Raw genomic sequence first — 22,047 nt, 5'->3', positions numbered from 1 at the left:
GGCTGCCAAAATGGCGGAACTCCTCACTGCGTTCGTCAGACATCGCCATTTTAGGCGGGCAGCCGCAGGGAAAGCGGAGTCTGTAAGAAATATCTCCATTTTCTCGGGACTCACCTGCAAAAATCCCCGCCCCGGCCAGACAGACGGCAGACAGGAGATAAACAGAAGCGCGGCCTCCGGGGACGGACGGGGAGCCTGGGGCTATGATGAAGGGCAAAAGGATAAGGACAAAAGGGATAAGGGCAAAAGATAAGGGGTTAGTTGGTGTAGAAGTGGTGTTTATGAGTTTTAATGGTTGATATGGGATGAGGAGTTTGGTTTGGAAGGGAGTGATGGAGGATGTGCGGGATTTGCGGGTTTGTTAGCCGGGGGGATATTTCTTTGGAGGCTTTGCGGGGGATGAATGATACGATGTATCACCGGGGGCCTAATGATTCCGGGGCGGAGATTTATGTCGGGGGAGATGGGTACCGGGTTGGATTTGCGCAGCGCAGGCTTTCTATCATGGATCTTTCGGAGCTGGGGCATCAGCCTATGCATTCGGAGGCTGCTTTTGGTGTGGCAGGGCAGTGTGTGAGTGTGGTTTTTAATGGTGAGATTTATAATTTCGGTGAATTGAAGAAGGAACTTTCGGACTACCCCTTTAAGTCTAACTGTGATACGGAGGTGATTATCGCAGCTTACCTGAAATGGGGTATTTCCTGTATTGACAGGATGAACGGGATGTTTGCCATCGCTTTGTATGACAGGAGGTCGGAAGAGGTTTTTCTGGTGAGGGACAGGATCGGGAAGAAGCCTTTGTATTATTGGATTGAGGGCGGTAATCTGGTCTTTGGGTCGGAGCTGAAGCCTTTGATGGCTTGTCCGGGATTTCGGAAGGAGATTCGCAGGGATGTGCTTGCCAGGTTTTTGTATCAGCAGTATATCAATGCGCCGGATAGTATTTTTAAGGATGTTTATAAGCTGGAGCCGGGAGGTGTGCTGCGGTTTCATCAGGGCGAAGTGAAGAAGTGGAAATATTGGGATATCGGACGGGTGTATCATAGGATGCAGGAGCGGCCGGTTGAGGATTTTGATGAGGCGAAGGGAGAGCTGAAGGGGCTTTTGAAGAGCGCTGTGGCTTCCAGGATGATTGCGGATGTGCCTTTGGGCAGTTTTTTGAGCGGGGGTTATGATTCTTCTTTGATGACGGCAATTGCTCAGGAGAATTCGGCGGAACCGGTGAAAACCTTTTCCATCGGGTTTGAGGAGGAGCGGTATGATGAGGCGGTGTATGCCAGGCAGGTGGCGGAGTATCTGGGGACGGATCATACGGAGGCTTATATTGATGAGAAGGGGATGTTTGAGCTTGTGGAGAGTATTCCGAAGTATTATGATGAGCCTTTTGCAGACAGTTCCCAGATTCCTACCATGTTGGTGTCGGCGCTTGCCAGGGAGCGGGTGACGGTGGCGTTGTCCGGTGACGGCGGGGATGAGTTTTTCTGCGGTTATCAGATGTATGACAGGCTGGCGCAGGCGCAGCGGCTGGATGGGGCGGGAGCGTTTGTCCATGGAGTTCTGGGGCTGCCGGGGCTTAAGGGGGCGAAGCTGGAGGAAAGGCTTGCGGTGAAGGTGCGCGCTGTGTCTGAAAACCGGGATCCGGAGCTGAAAACGCAGGTGTGTCCGCCGGCTTATCTGAAGACAGCCATGGCCTTTGTCCCGGGAAGCGGGCTGGACTGCAGGTATCCGCAGGAAAGCGGCTATCAGGTAAAGGACTGGCAGATCCGCAGAATGCTTCTTGATATGGATACGTATCTGCCGGGGGATATCCTGTGCAAGGTGGACAGGGCTTCCATGAAGTATTCGCTGGAAGCAAGGTGTCCGATTCTGGATAAGGATGTGATGGAGTATTCCTTCCGGCTGCCTCATTCTTTTAAATATGACGGGAAGGAAAAGAAGCGGATTCTGAAGAGTATCGCTTATGATTATATACCGCGTGAAATGCTGGATCGGAAAAAGAAGGGGTTTTCGGTGCCGTTGGATAAATGGTTGCGAGGACCGCTGCGGGAGAGTCTGGAGACGTATTCCGAAAAGGGATTTCTCGGACGGCAGGGAATTTTTGATGCGGATTATGTGAACAGGTTTGTTGCCAGGTATCTGGAGCAGGGAGACGGAGGGCCGGGAAGCGGTTCCAATTATTCCAGGATAGTATGGGCTTTTTATACCTTTCAGCAGTGGTATGCCTGTTATATCAGACAGGCTTAAGGAGTGGTGAAGTTGGGAAAAGGACAGCGTGAGAAAAAGGACAGGAAACAACCGCATATTGCTCTTTTTATCAGCGCGCTCCGTAAGGGCGGTTCGGAACGTGTCCTGGTGAACCTGGCGGAGTATCTGAAGGATAACGGCGTGGAGGTCACTGTGGTGACCCAGTATGAGGGGCAGGGGGAATACTCTCTGTCGCCCGGTATCCGGCGTGTATTCAGCGAGATTACGGAGGAGGAGAAGAGCAGGAGCCGGGTGGTGAACTTTTTCCGGCGGTTTTTCAAGCTGCGGGGTATCTGGAAAGCGGAGCGGCCGGATGTAATTTTGTCCTTTATTGGGAAAAATAATCTGATGGCGCTGCTGACCAGCAGCTTCCTTCGTATTCCGGTAGTGATTTCCGTCCGGGGAGAGCCGAAGGAGGAATATTATTCCGGTGTGCTGCGTTTCTTTGCGAAAACTTATTTTGCCAGGGCGGCGGGAGTGGTTCTTCAGACAAAGGAGGCCATGCAGTTTTTCCCGGAAAGGATCCGGAAGAAAGCGGTGATATTAAAAAATCCGCTGAATCCGTCCTTTGTCAGGGAGCGGTTTGAGGGGGAACGGGAGCGTTGTATCCATGCGGTAGGCCGTATGGATGCCAATAAAAACCATGAAATGATACTGCGGGCGTTTGCTGCGCTGGCGGCGGATTTTCCGGAGGTAAGGCTTGTTATATACGGAAACGGCGAGTGCAGGGAGCCTTTGATAAAGCTTTCAGAGCAGCTGGGGCTTTCGGAACGAATCAGCCTGCCGGGAGCGGTGTCGGATGTGGCGGATAAAATTTACAGAAGCAGCGCTTTCGTGTTGTCCTCTTACAGTGAGGGGATGCCGAATACGCTGATTGAGGCCATGTGTATGGGACTGCCGGTAATTTCCACGGACTGCCCCTGCGGCGGGCCTGCGGAGCTGATTGAGGATGGCGTGAACGGGTATCTGATTCCGCCTGGTGATGGGAAGGCGCTGGAGGAGCGGCTGCGGATTCTTCTTTCCGACAGGGAGAAAGCGGAGAAAATGGGCCGGAATGCATCGAAGCTGCTGGAGGAGTATCGGCCGGAGCATGTGGACAGGACCTGGATGGATTATCTTCTTTCCTTCCTGCCGCCGGCAAAATGAAGGAAATTGGATAAAACTGCACCGTTGTTAAGGCAGGGCCGGAAAAAGTTTCCGTTACAGAGAAAGATAAGCTGTCCGCCGCCGATGAAAAGGGCGGAAGCGGCAGCTGACAGAAAGCAACAGGTAGTATGAAGAAAAAAGAATGGATTAAGACAATTTGTTTCATAGCAGGGTTTTTCCTGATTCTGATACCGCTGACTTATATTATCCGTACGAACGGTGATATTAAGGATATTTTTGTGGGATTTTATGCGGAGAAGGAAGATACGATTGATGTGGTTATGATCGGATCCAGCCCGGTGTATCCGTATTATGCGGGGCCGAAAATCTGGAAGGATACCGGGATTACCTGTTATCCGCTGTCCTCAAACATGCAGCGGCCCAAGGCGGCGGTGCATCTGGTGGAGGAGGCGGAGAAAACGCAGGATCCGGGGCTTTACATTTTTGAACTGCGCATGTACCTGGGACCGGATGAGCGGCTGACCCAGAATATGGCCTATACCAGGGGAGTGACCGATAATATGAAATACTCCTGGAACCGGATTAAGACGATTAATGCGTTGGTGGATCCGGACGGCCCGGAACCGCGTTATACCTATTATTTTGATATTTTCAAGTATCATTCCAACTGGAAAACCATGGTGCTGCCCAGCCAGATTGTAACCTTCCGGTATGAGTGGCCGGATCCGCTGAAGGGCGCTGTCATCAGGGATGATGTGGGTCCCAGTGAGATTGCGGATTTTTCCTGGGTAACGGAACGGCAGGCCATACCGGAGGATCAGGAGGAGGTGCTGCGGGAGCTGCTTTCCTGTCTGCAGGAAAAGGGGCTGAATGCGCTTTTCATCGTTTCCCCCAATACCATGACGGAAGAAAAACAGCGCCAGTATAATTATATTGCGGATATCATTGCGCCTACAGGCTACGGGTTCCTGAATCTGAATGATTATTATGAGGAGCTGGGAATTGATTTTGAAACGGATTTTGATGATTACGGCGGCCATACCAATGCCTTCGGCATGGAAAAATGCAGCGCCTTTTTGGGGGAATATTTGAGCACCCACTATGATTTTGAAGATAAACGGGGACGGGAAGGCTATGAAAGCTGGGATAAGGCGGCGGAACTGTGGGAAGAACAGACAGAGAGCGCAAAGCAGGCCATACTTGATAAAATAGCCCGGAAAGAGTTTAAGGTAATTGAGGAAGAAGAGTAATTTTTTGCAACGGTTCAGGACGATGCGCCGTCCCGAACAGATACTATTTGAAGAATTATTCCGCCAGGTCAGCGCATAAAAAGCGCAGACCGTAAGAAAGCAGGTGAGCCTATGTGCGGTATTGCAGGATTTTGCAACTGGAAAACAGACTGGGAGAAAAACATAAGGAAAATGAATGACCGTATGCGCCACAGAGGGCCGGATGCCTCCGGGATCTGGGCCAGTGAAGACGGCAGTGTTGTTTTCGGCCACCAGAGACTTTCTATTGTGGATCTTTCCGAGAACGGCGCACAGCCCATGCAGTCCCACAGCGGCAGGTTTGAAATCGCTTTTAACGGTGAAATTTATAATTATAAACAGATTGCGAAACGGCTTCTGGATGAAAAAAAGGTGGATCATTTCCGGGGAGGTTCGGATACGGAGGTGCTTCTGGAGGCTATGGAGCATTATGGGGTGAAGGAAGCCATTTCCATGTGCAAGGGGATGTTTGCCATCGCTTTGTATGACAGGGAGGAACGCGTCCTTTACCTTCTCAGGGATCGCATCGGGGAAAAACCCCTGTACTATGGATTTGTCAACGGCAGCTTTGTGTTTGCCTCGGATATCGGTTCCATTGCCGCGCTGGACGGATTCAAAAATGGAATCAATAAGGATGTCCTGGATATTTACTTTGTACATGGTTATATACCGGCGCCTTATTCTATTTACGAGGATATCCGGAAGCTGGAGCCGGGCTGCATACTTACGTTGCGTCAGCCCTTTGCAGAGCCGGAATTGGAGGCCTATTGGTCTGTGAGGGAAGCGGCACGGAAGGGGCAGGAAAACCTGTTTACCGGCAGCCGGGAAGAAGCGGCGCAGGAGCTGGAGCGCCTTCTGAAGAATTCCATACGGGAACAGATGGTGGCGGATGTGCCGGTAGGCGCCTTTTTATCGGCAGGCATTGACAGCAGCACGATTGTGGCGCTGATGCAGTCACTGAACAGCGGAAGGGTGAAAAGCTTTACCATAGGTATGGGAGAAGCAGAGTACAATGAGGCGGAGGCGGCCAGGGAAATAGCGAAAATACTGGGAACCGAGCATACGGAGCTTTATATTACGGAGGAGGATGCCAAGGCTGTCATCCCCAGGCTTGCGTTTATGTTCGGTGAGCCCTTTGCGGATTCCTCCCAGATCCCGACCTATCTGGTGAGTAAAATGACAAGGGAGCATGTAACCGTTTCCTTAAGCGGCGACGGCGGGGATGAGCTGTTCTGCGGCTATACGTCCTATGCCTCGGTGAGCCGTATCTGGAACAAAATGAAGAATGTCCCCTACTTTCTGAGGAAGCCCTGCAGCGGCCTGGTACTTCACAGCCCGCTTGCCAGAAAAGAAATCTTCCGTATCAAAGGAAAGCTTTTGGGCGCAAAGGATCCGGCGGATATTTATCTCCAGTCCCGCCTGACAGATCCGCTCACCATGGAAATTGCAAAGCAGCGGGGGAACCTGCCCTATAAATATACTACGATGCCTGAGGGATACCTGAAGGAGGTCAATCACACGATCATGCTGATGGATATGCTCATGTACCATCCGGATGATATTCTTGTGAAGGTGGATCGAACGGCCATGGCTGTTTCGCTGGAAACGAGGGTGCCGATGCTGGACAAGGATGTGGTGGAGTTCGCCTGGAGCCTTCCTGTGGAGTACGAACGTCAGGGAGAGACGGGAAAGCTGGTTCTGCGGGATGTGCTTTATAAGTATGTGCCGAAGGAGCTGATGGACAGGCCGAAAAAAGGATTTTCCATTCCCATTGCCAAATGGCTGAAGGAGCCGTCCCTGCGGGCCTGGGCGGAAACACTGATTGACCGCAGGACGCTGGAGAGCCAGGGGATGCTGAATCCGGAGATGGTATGGACCATCTGGAAGGATTTCGTGGAAAATGGTGTGTGGCGCATCCAGATCTGGTATATATTGATGTTCCAGGCATGGATGGCGGAACGCAAGCTGGCTGTCTGAAGGAGGTGGAAGCCTTGCGGAAACTGGAAAAATTCACGCCTTTGCCGATACCGGAGGAGGAACAGACGGATAAAATTTCTGTGATAGTAGCAGTCTATAATATAGAAGCCTATCTGGAAAAATGTGTCCGTTCCCTCAGAAACCAGACCTATCGGAATCTGCAGATCATTCTGGTGGATGACGGCGCTACGGACGGCTGCCCGGCCATCTGTGACAGGCTGGCGGAAGAGGATGGCAGAATTCAGGTCATCCATAAGAAAAACGGCGGCCTCTCAGACGCCAGGAATGCCGGAATTGCTGCTGCAGACGGAGAATATATCGCTTTTGTAGACGGGGACGACTGGATTGAGACGGATATGTATGAGAAGCTGCTTTCTGCAGCTAGGCAATTCGATACGCCTCTGGCGGTCTGCAGATACCGGAAGATTTACCGGAACCGGGAGGTGGATGCTTCCACCGGTGCGGCCGTGGTTTTTGACGGCCAGGAGGCCCTGGAATCCTTTCTTATGGAGGAGGATGATATCTGCATCCAGAACGCTGCCTGGAACAAGCTGTACCGCAGGGAGCTGATGGGGGAGCTGCGTTTCCCCACGGGAAAGTATTATGAGGATATTGTGTACACCACCATGCTGCTGGCACGTTCCCAAAAAACGGTTTATCTGGATCTGGCGCTTTATAATTATGTGCTGGAGCGGGAGGGCAGTATCATGGGCGAAGGGCTGGGAAGCCGTATTTTTACGGATCAGATCCCGGCGTATGAAGAAAAGGAAGCGTTTTTGCGTTCCATCGGAAGAGAGGATCTGGCGGATGTACACAGGTATTTTTTCTATAAAAGGCTGCTCCTGTACTATATTGCCCTGGGAAAATCCCAAAAGGATATGAAAGAAAAGTACAGGAGAGTCATACGGGAGAGGCTGCTAACGGATCGCGGGGAAATGGACAGGGTATATGCATGCAGGGCGGCTAACCAAAAGGAAAAGAAAAAGATGGAAATTTTCCTGAAAAGCCCGAAGCTGTATCTGGCGGTAATTATGGTGAATGAACGGTTTCTGATTCCGGTGAAGCAGCGGCTTCGCCGGCATTGAAGACAGAAAATGTGCAGGCTTTTTAAGGTCTGTGATAAGATGGTGCAGATGGGAGCAAGTACAGTATGGTAATTGTGCAATTATCAGGAGGGCTGGGCAATCAGATGTTTGAATATGCCCTTTACCTGAGTCTGAAGGCGAAGGGGAAGGTCGTGAAAATAGACGATATCACCTGCTATGAGGGGCCGGGAACGCGGCCGAAGCAGCTGGATGTATTCGGGGTTTCCTATGAGCGGGCCACAAAGCAGGAGCTGACGGAAATGACGGATTCTTCCCTGGATCCCGTCTCACGTATCCGGCGAAAGCTCACCGGGCGTAAGACAAAGGCATACAGGGAAAAGGATATCAATTTTGACCCGCAGGTAATGGAACGTGATCCGGCGCTGCTGGAGGGATGCTTTCAGAGTGAAAAGTATTTTCAGGACTGCAGGGAGCAGGTGAGGGAAGCCTACCGCTTCCGTGGGATCGAATCCGGGGCTTATCCGCTTCCGGAGGCTTACCGGAGGCTGGAAAAAGAAATCGCAGACTGCAAATCAGTGAGCGTCCACATCCGCAGAGGCGATTATCTGGAGGAAAGCCACGGAGGGCTCTATACGGGAATCTGTACCGAACAGTATTATCAGGAGGCTTTTGCCCGGATGGAAAAGGAAGTGCCGGGGGCAAAATTTTTCCTGTTCAGCAACGACCCGGACTGGACGAGGGAGCACTTTAAAGGCGAAAACCGGATACTGGTGGAAGGTAGCACGGAGGATACGGGATATCTGGATCTGTACCTGATGAGCAAATGCAAACATAACATCATCGCCAACAGCAGCTTCAGCTGGTGGGGCGCATGGCTGAACGACAACCCGGAGAAAAAAGTGACGGCGCCGGCCAGATGGCTGAACGGCAGGGAATGCCGGGATATTTATACGGAGAGAATGATACGCATATGATGGAAAATATTAAAAAGCTGAGTCGTATTTTAAGCAAGGCACAGAAGAAAAAGGTCGGGATGATAGGCATCCTGATATTGATTGGCGGCGTGCTGGAAACAGTAGGCGTAACCGCAATCCTTCCGCTGATTACCGCGATTATAGATCAGGACCGTATGCTGAAAAACGAGACGGTTCAGCAGGTGTGCAGGTTCTTTGGATTTGAATTAAGCAGGGAGAATTATACCCAGCTGATTTTGCTGCTGCTGTTACTGGTTATTGTGGTCATTGTGGTAAAAAACCTTTTCCTGCTGCTTCTTACCTATGCCCAGGCCAGGTTTGTAAACGGAAACCAGTTCCGCACGGTAAGCTATATGCTGGAGGAGTACCTGAACAGACCCTATGAATTTTACCTGAATGCGGATATTCCTACCGTATTCCGCACGGTGGACAGCGACGTGCCCAAGGTATTTACTATATTGATGGAATATATCCAGCTGGCCAGTGAAGCGGTGGTAGCCGTTTTCCTGTGCGTTACGCTTCTGCTTGTGGACTTCAAAATGACGGTGGTCATGGGCGGCATCCTGGTTGTCATGACTCTGTTAATTATGCGGGTGATGAAGCCGAAGCTCAACACCATGGGATTAAAATCCCAGAGCGTACAGAGCCGGATGGGAAAATGGCGCCTGCAGTCCATTTATGGAATCAAGGATGTAAAAATCCTTCATAAGGAATCCTTTTTTGCCAGGAATTTCAGAAAGTATTCCCAGATTGCAGGGGAAGTAACCAGTAAGTATACGGTTTTGAATAATGTGCCCAGATTGTTGATTGAGACGCTGTGCATGGGCGGCGTTCTGGGGTATCTGGCCGTGTATATCTTAAGGGGAGGCAATCTGACGGAAATGATTCCCCAGATGACCGCATTCGCCTTTGCGGCAACCAGACTGCTTCCCAGCGTAAACCGGATTAACGGCCATGTGACTAATATCGCCTTTTTCCAGCCGTCTCTGGATTATGTGTATGAAAATGTGGATTTCAGCGATTATACTAAGTATGGAGAATACCAGAACAGGGACGACGCCAATGCGGCGCCGGTTCCGGTAAAGGATGCCATCTGCCTGGACAATATTACCTACATTTACCCGAACACTACGAAAAAGATTCTGGATGATGCCTGCATGCGGGTTCCCATCGGTAAATCTGTAGGCGTTATGGGACCCTCCGGCGCCGGAAAAACAACGGCGATTGATATTCTTATGGGTCTGCTTCAGGTGCAGGAAGGAACGATTACATGCGGCGGAGTGAATATTTTTGATAATTATCCCTCCTGGCTGAGCCATATCGGCTACATTCCCCAGACGATCTTCCTGACAGATGATTCTCTTCGGGAAAATATCGCTTTTGGTGTGGATAAGGATCAGATTGACGATGCCAGGGTGTGGAAGGTATTGGAAGAAGCCCAGATGAAGGAATTCGTGGAGCAGATGCCACAGCAGCTGGAAACAAGCGTTGGCGACCGCGGCGTACGCCTCTCCGGCGGCCAGCGCCAGAGAATCGGTATCGCAAGGGCGCTGTACCATAATCCGGAAATACTTGTTTTTGACGAGGCCACATCGGCGCTGGACAATGATACCGAGTCTGCGATTATGGACGCGATTAACAGCTTCCATGGGCGTAAGACGCTTATCATCATTGCCCACAGATTGCGGACAATAGAGAATTGTGATATTATCTACAATGTGGATAAAGGGAAGATTGTGGAGGCGAAACTGCCATAATCTGATATTTTGCCGTTGACAGAGGGGCAGCGTTCCTGACAGCCGCCGACAGGAAGGGCAAAGGAATGACCGTCTGGTTAACGTATAAGGATTGAAGGAAAGTAACTGTGAAGGTGCTGAACAGTTACAAAAGAAAATGAGTAACTGTTCAGCGGAATGAATGGCTGCGAAGATAAAGGAAGCATTTACATGATTGGTACGGAATTGCTTAAAGGGCAGGGACTGGGTAATCAGTTGTTCTGCTATGTAACGACCAGATGTATCGCAATGAAGCAGGGAAGGGATTTTTCGATTTTGGGAAGTGACACACTGGCCAATAATATCCACAGTTCCTGCGGGCTTTATTTTATGGATTTGGATTTCGGTGTTAAGGCCGGAAAAGAAGATTTTACAGGAGTTTATTCAGAGAGGGATGATCGGATATTTACCGGCAGCTCACGCCATGATATGACGCATGGCTGCTATGTTACGGCTGCGGATGAAGAGATGCTCCATGTAAAGGATAATATGCTCTTGTTTGGAAATATGCAGGCAGAGGAATATTATATTGCCTATCGTGACCAAATTAAGCAGTGGCTTAAAGTAAAGCCGGAATATGACTGCTATGAATTCAGCAGGGATAACCTGTGTATTCTTCATCTGCGTTGTTCTGATTATATGGATTCGCCGGAACTGTATCTGCGTAAAAGATACTGGCTTGACGGTATGAAGAATATGCGCAGGATAAATCCGGATATGGAGTTTATGATCATAACGAATGATGTGAAGGAGGCTAATAAATTCCTCCCCGGAGTACCTGCATATAATTTTGATCTTGCAAAGGATTATTCCATTCTAAAAAATGCGAAGTATCTTCTGCTGGCAAACTCATCTTTTGCATATTTTCCTGCATTTACCAGTGATACGGTGCAATATATTATTGCGCCCAAATATTGGGCGAGACATAATGTATCGGATGGCTATTGGGCAAGTGAGCAGAATATTTATTCCGGCTGGCATTATATGGATCGCAGGGGAAGAGTCTTTTCTGATGAAGAGTGCAGGGTAGAACTGGAAGCCTATAAAGATAAATCGCCCAGATACAAAAAGCTGAATATGCGTCCGGGAAAGGTGAGAACCTTTTTTTATACAATACAAAGTAAATGCATTTATACCAACGCAAGAGTCCGGAAAATTTCCAGGGGAGTTATGCGCAGGCTGAAGGCATTGAAAGGCAGGTAGAATCGGCGATGAGTACAGAAAATAAAGAACCCAGGAGCTACCGCAATGCCCAGGGCAAGCTGGTCCTCCCGCAGGTTACCCTCTGCGCCATGACCAGCGTTAACGTCAGGGAAACCCTGAAAGCAATGGAATACAGCTGCCGCGGCATTGAGTTTGCCGATGCGGTGATCATTACGGATAAAAAGCCGCGTTTCCTGCCCAAAGGAATCCGGTACAGCCATATTGACCGGCTGGGAAATATCGATGCGTTCAATTACAAAACCGTCTATGATATGGGAGACTATATTCATACGGATTTTGCCCTGCTGGTGCACTACGATGGCTTTGTGGTGCATCCGGAAATGTGGCGGGACGAATTCCTGGACTATGATTATATCGGTTCGCCCTGGCCGCTGCCAAAGCCGGGCGATGACACTACCTACCGGGATATTTACGGCAATATCTGCCGCGTGGGCAACAGCGTGGGAATACGCAGCAAGAGGCTGATGGACTATCCGAAAAAGGCTGGCATTCCCTGGGTAGGGGAAAAAGGATATTTTAATGAGGACGGCTTTATCTGCTGTAAAATCCGCCATCTTCTTGAGGCGGAGGGAATGCGGATTGCGCCGCTGGAGGTGGCGAAATACTTCGGGCACGAAAATATGATTCCCGAAATTGAAGGGATCACTCCCTTTGTTTTTCATAAATGGTATGGAACCAATGCGGGTTATCCTGATTTCAGGAAAAAGCATACGGTTCTGAACTCCTTAAGAAGGCTGCATGGCAGGCTGAAGGGAGGAAATTAAAATGGTATATGACTGTTTCCAGTTTTTTAATGAACTGGATATTCTGAAGCTGCGGCTTCATATTATGAACCCGGTGGTGGACAGGTTTGTCATCAGCGAGGCCACGGAAACCTTTTCCGGGAACCCAAAGCCGCTGTATTATGAGGAAAATAAGGAAATGTTCGCGGAATTTGCGGACAAAATCATTCATGTGGTGGTGGATGATACGCCGCCGGGCTATACCCATGACAGGGATACCTTCCAGAAAAATGCGGTGGGCAGGGGACTGAAGGACTGTACGGATGAGGATATTATTATTTTCAGTGATCTGGACGAAATCCCCAATCCGGAGAAAATCAAGGAAATCCTGCAGAATTTTGACAGGACGAAAATCTATCATTTTGCCCAGAGGCTGTTCTATTGTTATCTGAACATGGAAGAGGTGTCCGGCAATCTGCTCTCCTATGCGGGAGAATTCCCGGAAGCAGAACGATCCAAAGATGGGATTCCCGGCAGAAAAAAATGGATTGGATCCAAAATGTGCAGCTATTCGCTTTTAAAGGAGCAGAAGCTCCAGCTGGGCGAGCTGCGTTTTCCGGAAAGAAAGGCCTGTGGCATCCGCGTGGAGGACGGCGGCTGGCATTTTGGCTATATGGGCGGCCACGGGGAAAAGGATGTAAAAAAACGTGTGGCGGAAAAGGTCCGCAGCGCGGCGCATCAGGAATATAACAAAGCGGAGGTCCTTTCCGATGTGGCGGACAGGATTAAGGATGGAAAGGACATTTTCGGCAGAAATGCGTCCTTTGTCCAGGTTGAGATAGACGAAACCTTTCCGGAATATCTACGTGAGAATCAGGAGGAGTATTCCTTTCTGATTCTGAAGGAAGAACCGCCGGTAAAAAAGGGGCTGCGCCACATGCTTGGCGGAATACGCAGGTTTATTTTCAGGACAGGCCATTTGGCGAAACGTGTTTTGCGGAAAATCAAGGGTTGAAAAAATACGGAACGGGAGGAAGGACGATGGACATACCTAAAGTTTCCATATGCATCCCTGCTTATAATAATGCGACAGAGGTAAAAAGGCTTCTGGAATCCATCCGTATGCAGACCTTCCGGGACCTGGAAATCATACTGACGGATGATTCCACCAATGAGGAGATTGCGGAGCTGGTTAAAAGTTCCGGGTGGGAAGATATCCGCTATATCCATAATGAAAAACCTTTGGGCCACATTTTCAACTGGAATAAAAGTCTGTCAGAAGCGCAGGGGGAGTATATAAAAATCATGTTCAGCGATGACTGGTTTACCGCTCCTGACAGCCTGGAAAAGATGGTTTCCCTGCTGGATCGGACACCGGAGGCTTCTTTGGCATTCTGCGGAACGATGCAGGTGATGCTGCCGGAGGATGAGCAGGCTGTACAGGGCGACTTGGCAGACGGCAGCGGGCAGCCAGGGAAAAAGGCTTATGCCAGGGCGGCGGCGGATTGGTACACGGACAGGCTGGCGGCGGATTACCGGAACCTGTTTCTGGGAAATGAAATCGGCGCTCCCAGCGCGACCCTTTACCGGGCCTGCGGGGCAATGTTTGATGAGAAGAGCAACTGGGCCTCCGATATGTTTCTGTACTTTGAAATACTCAGCAGGAATCCCCGTTTCGTCTGTACGCAGGAGCCTCTGATTTCCATCGGGATCCATGAGGCGCAGTATACCGGGATGTTTGAAGAGAAGGATTTGCGTAAATTTAATGATACGCTTTATATGTATGAAAAATATCAGCTCAGGGAAAGCCAGGCCTGCAGGGAATATATGTTAAGGCAGATACTGAAATTCAGACAGGGCTGGGAAACTGCTGGACAGTGCGGGATTTCCCGCGGTGAATATTTGAAACAGGGGATATCCTGGTTCTGGGAAAATACGGTGCTGGGATATTGGAATGGGGCGATGCATAAGCTGGGGATCCGGAAAATAGAAGGGTGACAGATACCGTTTTAGCATATAGGGAACCAGTTCCCAGGGAGAAATGAATGGACAAGGAAAAATGTACGGAGGATTGGCTGTACCAGTTGGGGCAGATTTTATTTTATATCGGACTGGTACTGGAGCTTCTGATTGTTATTGCGGACAAAAGTGCATACATCAATCCATGGGAGGGGCAGTTGTTTCGTATAACCTTCCTGCTTTTTCTGGGCAAAATCTGCCTTACCCGTTATTCATTCAGGGAATGGCTGTGGATGCTGTTTTTTCTTATAATTGCCGGAACCTGTTATTTGTTTTCGGGACGGGATGAAGCAGTCAGGCTGGTGGTTTTCTGCGCTTCCTTCAAAAATGTGGATTTACGCAAGTCTTTACAGTTGGCTTTTTTCGTCACACTGTCGGGCTGCCTGCTTCTTGTATCGCTGGCTTTAACAGGTATTTTCGGCCAGATGTATATTGTGGATGCAGGGGACAGGGGAATAAGGTATACCTTCGGGCTGGGGCATCCTAACGCCTTTTTCTGCATGTTCTGGGTACTGGTTACGCTGGGGATATATTTGTACTGGAGGAAGATGAAGCTATGGATGTATGGCCTGCTCCTTGCTGCCGGCCTCATTTTATTTCTGCCGACGGATTCCAGGACAGGGGTATTAATTCTTGTTTTTACACTTGCCTTTTCCCTGTTTCTTACTTATGGCAGGAAGGCTCGGGACAGTAAATGGCTTTATATTGCCGGCATTCTGCTTTTCTTTGGCTGTGTGGGACTGTCCATATGGATTGCCTGTTATGAGCCGTATGAGGGGCCTTTTTATCCATATGACCGTTTTTTTACGGGACGTATTACAAGCATGAATACCCTGGAGGGCGGAGGAGGAATACTGCGCAACTGGCGCCTTTTCTCCCGGCCGGAAAACATCAAGTATTTCGATATGGGCTATGTGCGCCTGTTCTATTGGTATGGAATCATCCCCGGCGCGCTTTATGTGCTTCTGTACGCAATGCTGATGTGGCAGTGCTATAAAAAGAAGAATTATATGGGCTTCATGATGGTGCTCAGCTTTGCATTGTACACCATGCTGGAAGCGCATTTTATTTCCGTATATCTGGGCAGAAACTATGCCCTGTTTCTGCTGGGGGCTTACTGGAGTGATATGCTCTGCTTCCGGAAGCCGCCTGCAGAGGGGATGCAGGATATACAGGAGGAATACTGGTGGCAGAGCTGGCGTTTTCTGGGACGGAAAGAAACGTCCGGGGAACCGGGCTGTTAAAAAGAAGCGTGAGAGGTATAGGGAATGAGGTTGGTAATTGACTGCTTCAAGCTGGTAAAGGGAAAAGGAAAAAGTATTGGTATTTACAACCTGGCGCAGAATCTGGCCCAGCATCTGACTGAGACGAACCGGAACGGAGAGCGCTGCGAGGAAATCATTGTGCTGGGGAACGAATATAACCGGAAGGATTTTGATATACCCGGCATCCGTTTCGTTCAGATGAAAGGAAACCCGCTGAACAAGCTGACCTGCCTCGTATGGGAGCTTTTTATCGTTCCGTTTCAGGCGCGTAAATATAAGGCAGACAGAATCCTTTTTCCCAGGGGATACCGTCCGCTGTTTTACAGGGGAAAGGATACGGTTATCATTCACGATCTGATACCTTTCTTTTATGATAAATATTTTCCCAGCGTATTAAACCGGGTGGAAAATGCCTATATTATGAGCCGGCTGAAGGCTTCCATGAAGCATGCGGATCGGATTATAACGATTTCTGAATTTTCACGCAGAGAGATTGATGCCATGTGTCCGGGCAGCGGGAAAAGGGTCAGGGTTATTTACAATGGATTGAATGAAGTAAAATGTTCCCGGAATAAATGTGCCCTGATTCCGGAGGAACCTTATATTTATGCAGCCGCCTCAGGGCTTCCTCACAAAAATGCGGCGGGGGTGCTGAAAACCTATGATGCCTATTATCATCAGACACAGCATCCTGCCAGGCTGATAGTGGTGGGAATCCTCAATACAGATGGCTATGAGATCAGCAGTGAGGCGGCGTCCCATGTGACCTGCTATAAATATATTGAACGTTCAGAGGATATGCACAGCCTTTTGGCCGGTGCAAGGGTTTTCCTGTTCCTTTCCCTGATAGAGGGATTTGGATTCCCTCCGCTGGAGGCCATGCAGCTGGGGGTGCCGGTAGTCTGCTCCGACAGGACGGCATTGGCTGAGGTGGTGGGAGATGCCGGCCTTCTCACAGATCCGGATAACTATGCTCAGAGCGTAAAATGCTTGAACCGGATTCTGACGGAGGAAGAACTCAGACAGCAGCTGATAAGAAAAGGTTATGAGAATGTGAAGCGGTTCGGCTGGGACAGCCGCATTACGGCATACTGGGAGGAGTTGGCCAGGTGAGTGCTAAAATTTCGGTGATCATACCTGTTTATAATGCCTCCGGGCCTCTGCCCGACTGCCTGCAGAGCATTGCTTTGCAGACCTGGACTGATCTGGAGGTGCTGCTGGTAGACGACGGATCCACGGATGACAGCACTGGCATCTGCCGAAGCTTTTGTGAAAAGGACAGCCGCTTCCGGCTGCTCCAGAAAGAAAACGGCGGCGTATCCTCTGCAAGAAACCTGGGGCTGAAAGAGGCCTCCGGTGACTATATTGCCTTCGTGGATGCGGATGACTGGCTGTGCCCGGAAATGCTGGAGCATCAGGTGGAATGCCTGGAAAAAGACGGCAGCGATATGGCTATGTGCGGTTTTCAGGAGGCAGGGGAAGCGGAACGGAGGCAGTTTCGCAGGGACTGTGGAACAGGAGAGAGCACACAGCTTCTGAAGAGACAGGATAAAAAGCTCTCAGATAAAAAGCCTCCGGATAAAGAAAATGCGGATAAGGAAAGACGAGACGGAGAAGCGGCGGGTATGGAAGAAACATATCCGGAGCACATCTCCATGCCGGTGGAAGCCTATGTGGCAGAATATCTTCTGGCCGGAAATACCCGATGCTGGAGTATCCTTTTTCGAAAAGAAATACTTCAGGAGGCGCGTTTTCAGGAAGGGCTGACAATCGGGGAGGATTTGCTGTTCCTCATAGACCTGCTCCCTGCATTGAAGAAGGTTTCCCTGATAAAGACAAGGGAATACTGTTACTATATCAATGATGATGGCGCCATGTTTTCAGGATTTAAGCCTGCATACATGGATCAGATAACCTGCTGGCAGCAGGCCCGGGAAAAAATAAAGCTTTTGTATCCGGATTATACGGCAAAAGCGGATATCAGCCTTTTTCAGGCGGCGCTTCTTACGGCCGGAAAGCTGGCACTGCTCCCGGCAGAGGAAAGAAGGGCGATGGCAGATTATACAGAAGTATGCCGTAAAGCTGCCAGAGAAGCAGCCCGGGACCGGATGGTAAGAAGAGGACTTCCGGCGGGATATAAGCTGAAGGGGCTTTTGTTTCTTTTAGCACCGTCTTTGTATCTGGGGCTGTACCACCATTGGAAAGGGCGCCGGTAAGCCGGATTTTTATCAAAACAGGAAGGTGAGACTCCGTTGAAAAAAGATAAAATTGTTCTGTATATGCACGCGGGAAGCGGAAATCATGGATGCGAAGCAATTGCCAATACCGTATGCAAAATGCTGCCCAAGCCTGCAATCATCGTAACCAACAGCGCTGCGGAGGATGAAAGGTATTCTCTGAAGGGTTTATGTACGCTGATTGAGGAAAAGAAAATCAGGGAAAATTTTTTCATTCATGTATATTATTATCTGAAGGAACGTTATTTGCATGATCCGGAGGCTGCGCTGCGCTATCGGTTCGGAGAGGTATGCGGCAGGAACCTGCGGGCGCTGAACATCTCCATCGGCGGCGATAATTATTGCTATGATCTTCTTTTAAAGGATTTAAAGCTGGCCAACCAGATGTTCAACAGTCAGGGGGCGAAAACGGTCCTGCTTGGCTGTTCCATAGAACCGGAGCTGCTGGCTGAACCTGATATTATTGATGATATGCGGCGCTACAGCAGCATCATAGCACGGGAGTCCATTACCTGGCAGGCATTGCAGGATGCAGGGCTGAAGGACAATACCTACCTTGTACCAGATCCTGCATTTCTTCTTGAAACAATAAAAAAGCCTTTGCCGGAGAATTTTACGGAGGGCGGCATGGTAGGGCTGAATGTGAGTCCGCTGGTGGTGGAAAATGAAGCGGTGCCGGGGATTACCATGGAAAATTACAGGGCGCTAATCCGGCATATTCTTGATACCACGCAGATGAATGTGGCGCTGATTCCCCATGTGGTCTGGAAAAACAATGATGACAGAACGGTTTTAAAACGACTGTATGAAGACTTTAAGGAAACCGGACGAATAGTTCTCATTGAGGACTGCGGCTGCGAGGAACTGAAGGGCTATATCGCCAGGTGCCGTTTTTTTATAGGAGCCAGAACCCATGCCACGATAGCGGCCTATTCATCGCTGGTTCCCACCCTGGTGGTAGGGTACTCGGTAAAAGCCAGGGGAATTGCCAAGGATCTGTTCGGCACCTGGGAGGATTATGTGCTTCCGGTGCAGAGCCTGCGTCAGGAGGGGGAACTGATTGAAGGCTTTGAATGGCTTAAAAACCAGGAACAGTTTGTAAAAACACGGTTGGAAAAGGTTATGCCGGCTTATCTGGAACGTGCCAGGCAAATGGGAAAAATACTGGGAAAACTGGCAGAATGAGGGGAGTGACTGTATGGAGCGGTTACAGGAACTGATACAAAGAACGGAAACAATCCAGAAGGTAAATGCGCTGCAGCAAAATGTGGCGAAGCAGCTGTTCACCTATCCGATATTGGGGAAAAAAGAAAAGACCAAGCGGCGTATCAGAAAATATCTGCTTTTTCAGCAGATACCGCCCGTGGATCGGTTTTACTGGCCCAATGCGCTGCTTGCCAGAGGACTGTCGGAAGTTTGCAGAGGTACCTCAGACAATGTGAGTATTAATACGTTGGAGAGATACTTTAACAGGTGGATAAAGCAGGAAATGCCGATATACTATGTGGATAACATAACGAACGGCATTCCCTTACTTGATTTGTATGAAAGAACCGGTAATGAAAAATACATGACAGGCGCCCAGCGCCTTGCAGCCTACCTGCTGAAGTATCCGGCGGATTCCAGGGGAAATCTTCCTTACAGGCTAAGGGATGGAAGCCATATTTATGCCGATGGTATCGGTATGGTCTGCCCTTTTTTATGCCGTTACGGTATCCTGACAGAGGATACGACGGCGGTTAAGCTTAGCGTCGTTCAAATGGTGCACTTCCTGGAGGGCGGGATGGACGCGGCATCGGGACTGCCATACCACGGTTTTGACAGCGATACCGGCGTAAAATACGGTATTATCGGCTGGGGCAGGGCCGTAGGCTGGCTGATGTCAGGAATCTCTGAGAGTCTGGCCTATCTTCCGGAAAAAACACCGCAGTTTAGTTTCCTGCGGGACCATTTTCAAAAGCTGTCCGCTATTGTGGTGGGTTTTCAGAAGGAAGACGGAAGCTTCCCCTGGCAGCTGCAGGCACAGGATGGCCCCAGTGATTCCTCTGCCACGGCCATGATTGCCTGTGCGTTGCTGCGGGGGATGCAGTTTGAAAATCTGGACGGTCACTATGAAGAAAATGTGCTGCGTGCAGGCGAATATTTGCTCGCACATATGAAAAACGGCAGGGTGGAGCAGTGTTCGGCGGAGTGCGACGGCTTCAGCCAGTATCCGCAAAGATACGGAAGCTATCCCTGGGCGGACGGGCCTGCGCTGCGGTTGTTTGGGATGATGGAGGAAGTGTAGATGGGAAAGCCGCGTCTTATATTGTATGATACCTGCAACTACAGGGATTATCCCGTAGGCGGACAGGTGACAAGCATAAAAAATTTTCTCAGATTCCTTTCACAGGAATATCCGGAGCATACAGGAGAGGTTCTTCTTGTAGGGGTGTCATGTGATGCCAGCGAAGTTGGTAAGGTTAAAAGAATATCCAACGGTGGAGGCGAATACTCTTTTCTGGCCGTGACTCAGGCATCAGCTGATTTAAGCAAGGTGAAAAAATCCCTTCGACTGGAATATGTTAAAGGATTGTGGAAATATCGGAAGCTGATAGGGTTAACCAGGGAGGACTGCAATTATATCCATACTCCGGAGGCCTTCGGCGCAGTACGTTTTCTCAGGCCCGGCGCCATCTGCTATGTTTTTTCCCATGGAACCTATCTGGATATGTGGCAGCGGGTACGTTTTTTTAAAAAGGCGCCTTTTATACGAAAAGCTTTTCAGGGTTTTCTGGTCCATGTGATAAAGAAGAGCACGGCTATCTTTGTTTTGGAACAGGAAACACTGGAAAATTACAGCGTTTACAATAAACATACGGTGCATGTGGGAAATTCTATTGTGGTGCATCCTTATGAAGAAAGAAAACTGCATGAGGATAAAATACACTTTTTATATGCGGGAAGGCTCTCGGCCGTTAAAAACGTGGGACCTATGATTAAAGCGGTTAAAAGCTATGGCAGAAGCTGCGATTTTACGATACTGGGTGACGGTGAAGAGCGTAAGCAGCTGGAAACGCTGGCAGACGGAAACGAGAGGATTCATTTTGCCGGTGCCGTATCGCCGGATGAAGTACAGGAAACGATGAAGGCCGCCGATATGCTTGTTATGAATTCAACGTTTGAAGGGATTCCCATGATTATCCTGGAAGCCATAAGCCGGGGACTGCCGGTGATTACCACGGATGTCGGCGGGATTAAGGAAGTGCTGACTTACGGAAAGGATTCTGAGGTTACGGATGGAAGCGTGGAGAGCATTCATTCCGCAATGGACAAAATCGTGGCGGATTATGAACGTTATGCGAAGGCAGCCTATGAAAAATCCCTTCAGTTTGATTACCGGAAGGTAAACAGGAAGGTTTTTGATGTAATTAATGAAAGTCTGCAGTGGTGATTCAGGAAGTTTGCAAATTCTGGAAGCCTGGGATGCAGGTGATGCGGCCATTATGCCATGAGGGGATATCATGATACAGGACAAAAAGGATTTAAAAGAATATCTTGCATACGAGAGGGCGTTGTATTTCGGGGGAGAAAACAGTTCCTGGCTGCCGGCATGGCTTCTGCGTTCCAAATTTTACAGGATATGGCAGTATCTGTGGACATTAAGGCATGCGGAGTATCATAAAAACAGGAATACGTTCTGGGATAAGGCGGCATTTATCTGGTACCACCGCAGGAAATATGTGCTGGGGAACCGGCTGGGCTTTGAAATCCCGGAAAATTGTTTTGAAAAAGGTCTGCTGATTTATCATATAGCCCCAATTGTAGTGAATGAGGACGCCAGGATCGGGGAAAACTGCCATGTTACAGGCAATTTCTGTGTGGGAAATACCGGTGCCGGAACAAAAAGCCCTGTGCTTGGCAAAAACGTGACTGCGGGATGGGGATGTTCGGTCATTGGGGATATCAGGATTGCAGATGGAGTTACGATTGGTGCCGGGAGCGTGGTTACACGGTCTATAAACCAGAATGGAGCAACTGTAGCCGGGGTACCGGGGAGGGTGCTGCATTTAAAGAAGTAGTATAGGGTTAGATGCTATAATACAGGAAGAGGCATAAATATATTGGGCTAACAAAATAATTGTCAGAAATAAACATAAAATATTGAAAAAAATCTGACAATATATAGGCAATAGATAATTTTGCTGTT

At 49.4% G+C, this 22,047-nt stretch carries 19 protein-coding genes; all 19 read left to right on the top strand.

What is annotated here, in order from left to right:
• Nucleotides 1-253 (top strand): hypothetical protein (locus HMPREF1548_RS30230; protein WP_021636956.1); only part of this gene is annotated, 253 nt, incomplete at its 5' end.
• 86 nt (nt 254-339) lie between these two features.
• Nucleotides 340-2,244 carry an asparagine synthase (glutamine-hydrolyzing) gene (asnB, locus tag HMPREF1548_RS14320; protein ID WP_021636955.1) on the top strand — a complete coding sequence of 635 codons (1,905 nt, stop codon included), beginning with the start codon at nt 340-342 and terminating at the stop codon, nt 2,242-2,244.
• A gap of 12 nt (nt 2,245-2,256) precedes the next feature.
• The gene (locus HMPREF1548_RS14315) at nt 2,257-3,390 is read left to right on the top strand and encodes a glycosyltransferase (RefSeq protein WP_035322208.1); all 1,134 of its coding nucleotides are present in this window, start codon (nt 2,257-2,259) and stop codon (nt 3,388-3,390) included.
• Between the two features lie 128 nt (nt 3,391-3,518).
• A complete protein-coding gene (locus HMPREF1548_RS14310; protein ID WP_021636952.1) occupies nt 3,519-4,601 on the top strand; it encodes a hypothetical protein in 1,083 nt (360 codons plus the stop codon).
• A 111-nt stretch (nt 4,602-4,712) separates the two neighbouring features.
• The gene (gene asnB, locus HMPREF1548_RS14305; RefSeq protein ID WP_021636951.1) at nt 4,713-6,596 is read left to right on the top strand and encodes an asparagine synthase (glutamine-hydrolyzing); all 1,884 of its coding nucleotides are present in this window, start codon (nt 4,713-4,715) and stop codon (nt 6,594-6,596) included.
• A 14-nt stretch (nt 6,597-6,610) separates the two neighbouring features.
• Nucleotides 6,611-7,681: a glycosyltransferase gene (locus tag HMPREF1548_RS14300; RefSeq protein WP_051358400.1), complete on the top strand. Its 1,071-nt coding sequence runs from the start codon at nt 6,611-6,613 to the stop codon at nt 7,679-7,681.
• Between the two features lie 65 nt (nt 7,682-7,746).
• Nucleotides 7,747-8,616 carry an alpha-1,2-fucosyltransferase gene (locus HMPREF1548_RS14295; RefSeq protein ID WP_021636949.1) on the top strand — a complete coding sequence of 290 codons (870 nt, stop codon included), beginning with the start codon at nt 7,747-7,749 and terminating at the stop codon, nt 8,614-8,616.
• Nucleotides 8,514-10,373, top strand: a complete 1,860-nt coding sequence (locus HMPREF1548_RS14290; protein WP_270495061.1) for an ABC transporter ATP-binding protein — start codon at nt 8,514-8,516, stop codon at nt 10,371-10,373. The genes HMPREF1548_RS14295 and HMPREF1548_RS14290 overlap by 103 nt, the downstream gene beginning before the upstream one ends.
• Nucleotides 10,374-10,562: 189 nt before the next feature.
• Nucleotides 10,563-11,594, top strand: a complete 1,032-nt coding sequence (locus HMPREF1548_RS14285; RefSeq protein ID WP_035322206.1) for a glycosyl transferase — start codon at nt 10,563-10,565, stop codon at nt 11,592-11,594.
• Between the two features lie 8 nt (nt 11,595-11,602).
• On the top strand, nt 11,603-12,379 hold the full coding sequence (locus tag HMPREF1548_RS14280) for a DUF5672 family protein (protein WP_021636946.1): 777 nt from the start codon (nt 11,603-11,605) through the stop codon (nt 12,377-12,379).
• Nucleotide 12,380: 1 nt separating this feature from the next.
• Nucleotides 12,381-13,352, top strand: coding sequence for a glycosyltransferase family 17 protein (locus HMPREF1548_RS14275; protein ID WP_021636945.1), 972 nt, complete (start codon nt 12,381-12,383; stop codon nt 13,350-13,352).
• A gap of 26 nt (nt 13,353-13,378) precedes the next feature.
• Complete coding sequence (locus HMPREF1548_RS14270; protein ID WP_021636944.1) at nt 13,379-14,335, top strand: glycosyltransferase family 2 protein; 957 nt, start codon at nt 13,379-13,381, stop codon at nt 14,333-14,335.
• A gap of 47 nt (nt 14,336-14,382) precedes the next feature.
• On the top strand, nt 14,383-15,600 hold the full coding sequence (locus tag HMPREF1548_RS14265; protein ID WP_021636943.1) for a hypothetical protein: 1,218 nt from the start codon (nt 14,383-14,385) through the stop codon (nt 15,598-15,600).
• 24 nt (nt 15,601-15,624) lie between these two features.
• On the top strand, nt 15,625-16,734 hold the full coding sequence (locus HMPREF1548_RS14260; protein WP_021636942.1) for a glycosyltransferase family 4 protein: 1,110 nt from the start codon (nt 15,625-15,627) through the stop codon (nt 16,732-16,734).
• On the top strand, nt 16,731-17,837 hold the full coding sequence (locus HMPREF1548_RS14255; protein WP_021636941.1) for a glycosyltransferase family 2 protein: 1,107 nt from the start codon (nt 16,731-16,733) through the stop codon (nt 17,835-17,837). The genes HMPREF1548_RS14260 and HMPREF1548_RS14255 overlap by 4 nt, the downstream gene beginning before the upstream one ends.
• 36 nt (nt 17,838-17,873) lie before the next feature.
• A complete protein-coding gene (locus HMPREF1548_RS14250) occupies nt 17,874-19,043 on the top strand; it encodes a polysaccharide pyruvyl transferase family protein (protein WP_021636940.1) in 1,170 nt (389 codons plus the stop codon).
• Nucleotides 19,044-19,056: 13 nt separating this feature from the next.
• The gene (locus HMPREF1548_RS14245; RefSeq protein ID WP_021636939.1) at nt 19,057-20,145 is read left to right on the top strand and encodes a glycoside hydrolase family 88 protein; all 1,089 of its coding nucleotides are present in this window, start codon (nt 19,057-19,059) and stop codon (nt 20,143-20,145) included.
• The gene (locus HMPREF1548_RS14240) at nt 20,146-21,291 is read left to right on the top strand and encodes a glycosyltransferase family 4 protein (RefSeq protein WP_021636938.1); all 1,146 of its coding nucleotides are present in this window, start codon (nt 20,146-20,148) and stop codon (nt 21,289-21,291) included. It abuts the gene before it with no gap.
• A gap of 70 nt (nt 21,292-21,361) precedes the next feature.
• Nucleotides 21,362-21,919 carry an LbetaH domain-containing protein gene (locus HMPREF1548_RS14235; protein WP_021636937.1) on the top strand — a complete coding sequence of 186 codons (558 nt, stop codon included), beginning with the start codon at nt 21,362-21,364 and terminating at the stop codon, nt 21,917-21,919.
• Nucleotides 21,920-22,047 lie beyond the last annotated feature (128 nt).

It is taken from the genome of Clostridium sp. KLE 1755 (genome assembly GCF_000466465.2).
In the GTDB taxonomy this organism is placed as follows: domain Bacteria; phylum Bacillota; class Clostridia; order Lachnospirales; family Lachnospiraceae; genus Eisenbergiella; species Eisenbergiella porci.
Note: the sequence above shows the minus strand (reverse complement) of the source record. Positions and strands in the feature narration are given on the sequence as shown.

What these genes read in the sequence shown, in the direction of transcription:
- asnB (WP_021636955.1), top strand. Translation starts at nt 340, where the DNA reads ATGTGCGGGATTTGCGGGTTTGTTAGCCGGGGGGATATTTCTTTGGAG.
- HMPREF1548_RS14310 (WP_021636952.1), top strand. Translation starts at nt 3,519, where the DNA reads ATGAAGAAAAAAGAATGGATTAAGACAATTTGTTTCATAGCAGGGTTT.
- asnB (WP_021636951.1), top strand. Translation starts at nt 4,713, where the DNA reads ATGTGCGGTATTGCAGGATTTTGCAACTGGAAAACAGACTGGGAGAAA.
- HMPREF1548_RS14295 (WP_021636949.1), top strand. Translation starts at nt 7,747, where the DNA reads ATGGTAATTGTGCAATTATCAGGAGGGCTGGGCAATCAGATGTTTGAA.
- HMPREF1548_RS14290 (WP_270495061.1), top strand. Translation starts at nt 8,514, where the DNA reads ATGGCTGAACGACAACCCGGAGAAAAAAGTGACGGCGCCGGCCAGATG.
- HMPREF1548_RS14285 (WP_035322206.1), top strand. Translation starts at nt 10,563, where the DNA reads ATGATTGGTACGGAATTGCTTAAAGGGCAGGGACTGGGTAATCAGTTG.
- HMPREF1548_RS14280 (WP_021636946.1), top strand. Translation starts at nt 11,603, where the DNA reads ATGAGTACAGAAAATAAAGAACCCAGGAGCTACCGCAATGCCCAGGGC.
- HMPREF1548_RS14275 (WP_021636945.1), top strand. Translation starts at nt 12,381, where the DNA reads ATGGTATATGACTGTTTCCAGTTTTTTAATGAACTGGATATTCTGAAG.
- HMPREF1548_RS14270 (WP_021636944.1), top strand. Translation starts at nt 13,379, where the DNA reads ATGGACATACCTAAAGTTTCCATATGCATCCCTGCTTATAATAATGCG.
- HMPREF1548_RS14265 (WP_021636943.1), top strand. Translation starts at nt 14,383, where the DNA reads ATGGACAAGGAAAAATGTACGGAGGATTGGCTGTACCAGTTGGGGCAG.
- HMPREF1548_RS14260 (WP_021636942.1), top strand. Translation starts at nt 15,625, where the DNA reads ATGAGGTTGGTAATTGACTGCTTCAAGCTGGTAAAGGGAAAAGGAAAA.
- HMPREF1548_RS14245 (WP_021636939.1), top strand. Translation starts at nt 19,057, where the DNA reads ATGGAGCGGTTACAGGAACTGATACAAAGAACGGAAACAATCCAGAAG.
- HMPREF1548_RS14240 (WP_021636938.1), top strand. Translation starts at nt 20,146, where the DNA reads ATGGGAAAGCCGCGTCTTATATTGTATGATACCTGCAACTACAGGGAT.
- HMPREF1548_RS14235 (WP_021636937.1), top strand. Translation starts at nt 21,362, where the DNA reads ATGATACAGGACAAAAAGGATTTAAAAGAATATCTTGCATACGAGAGG.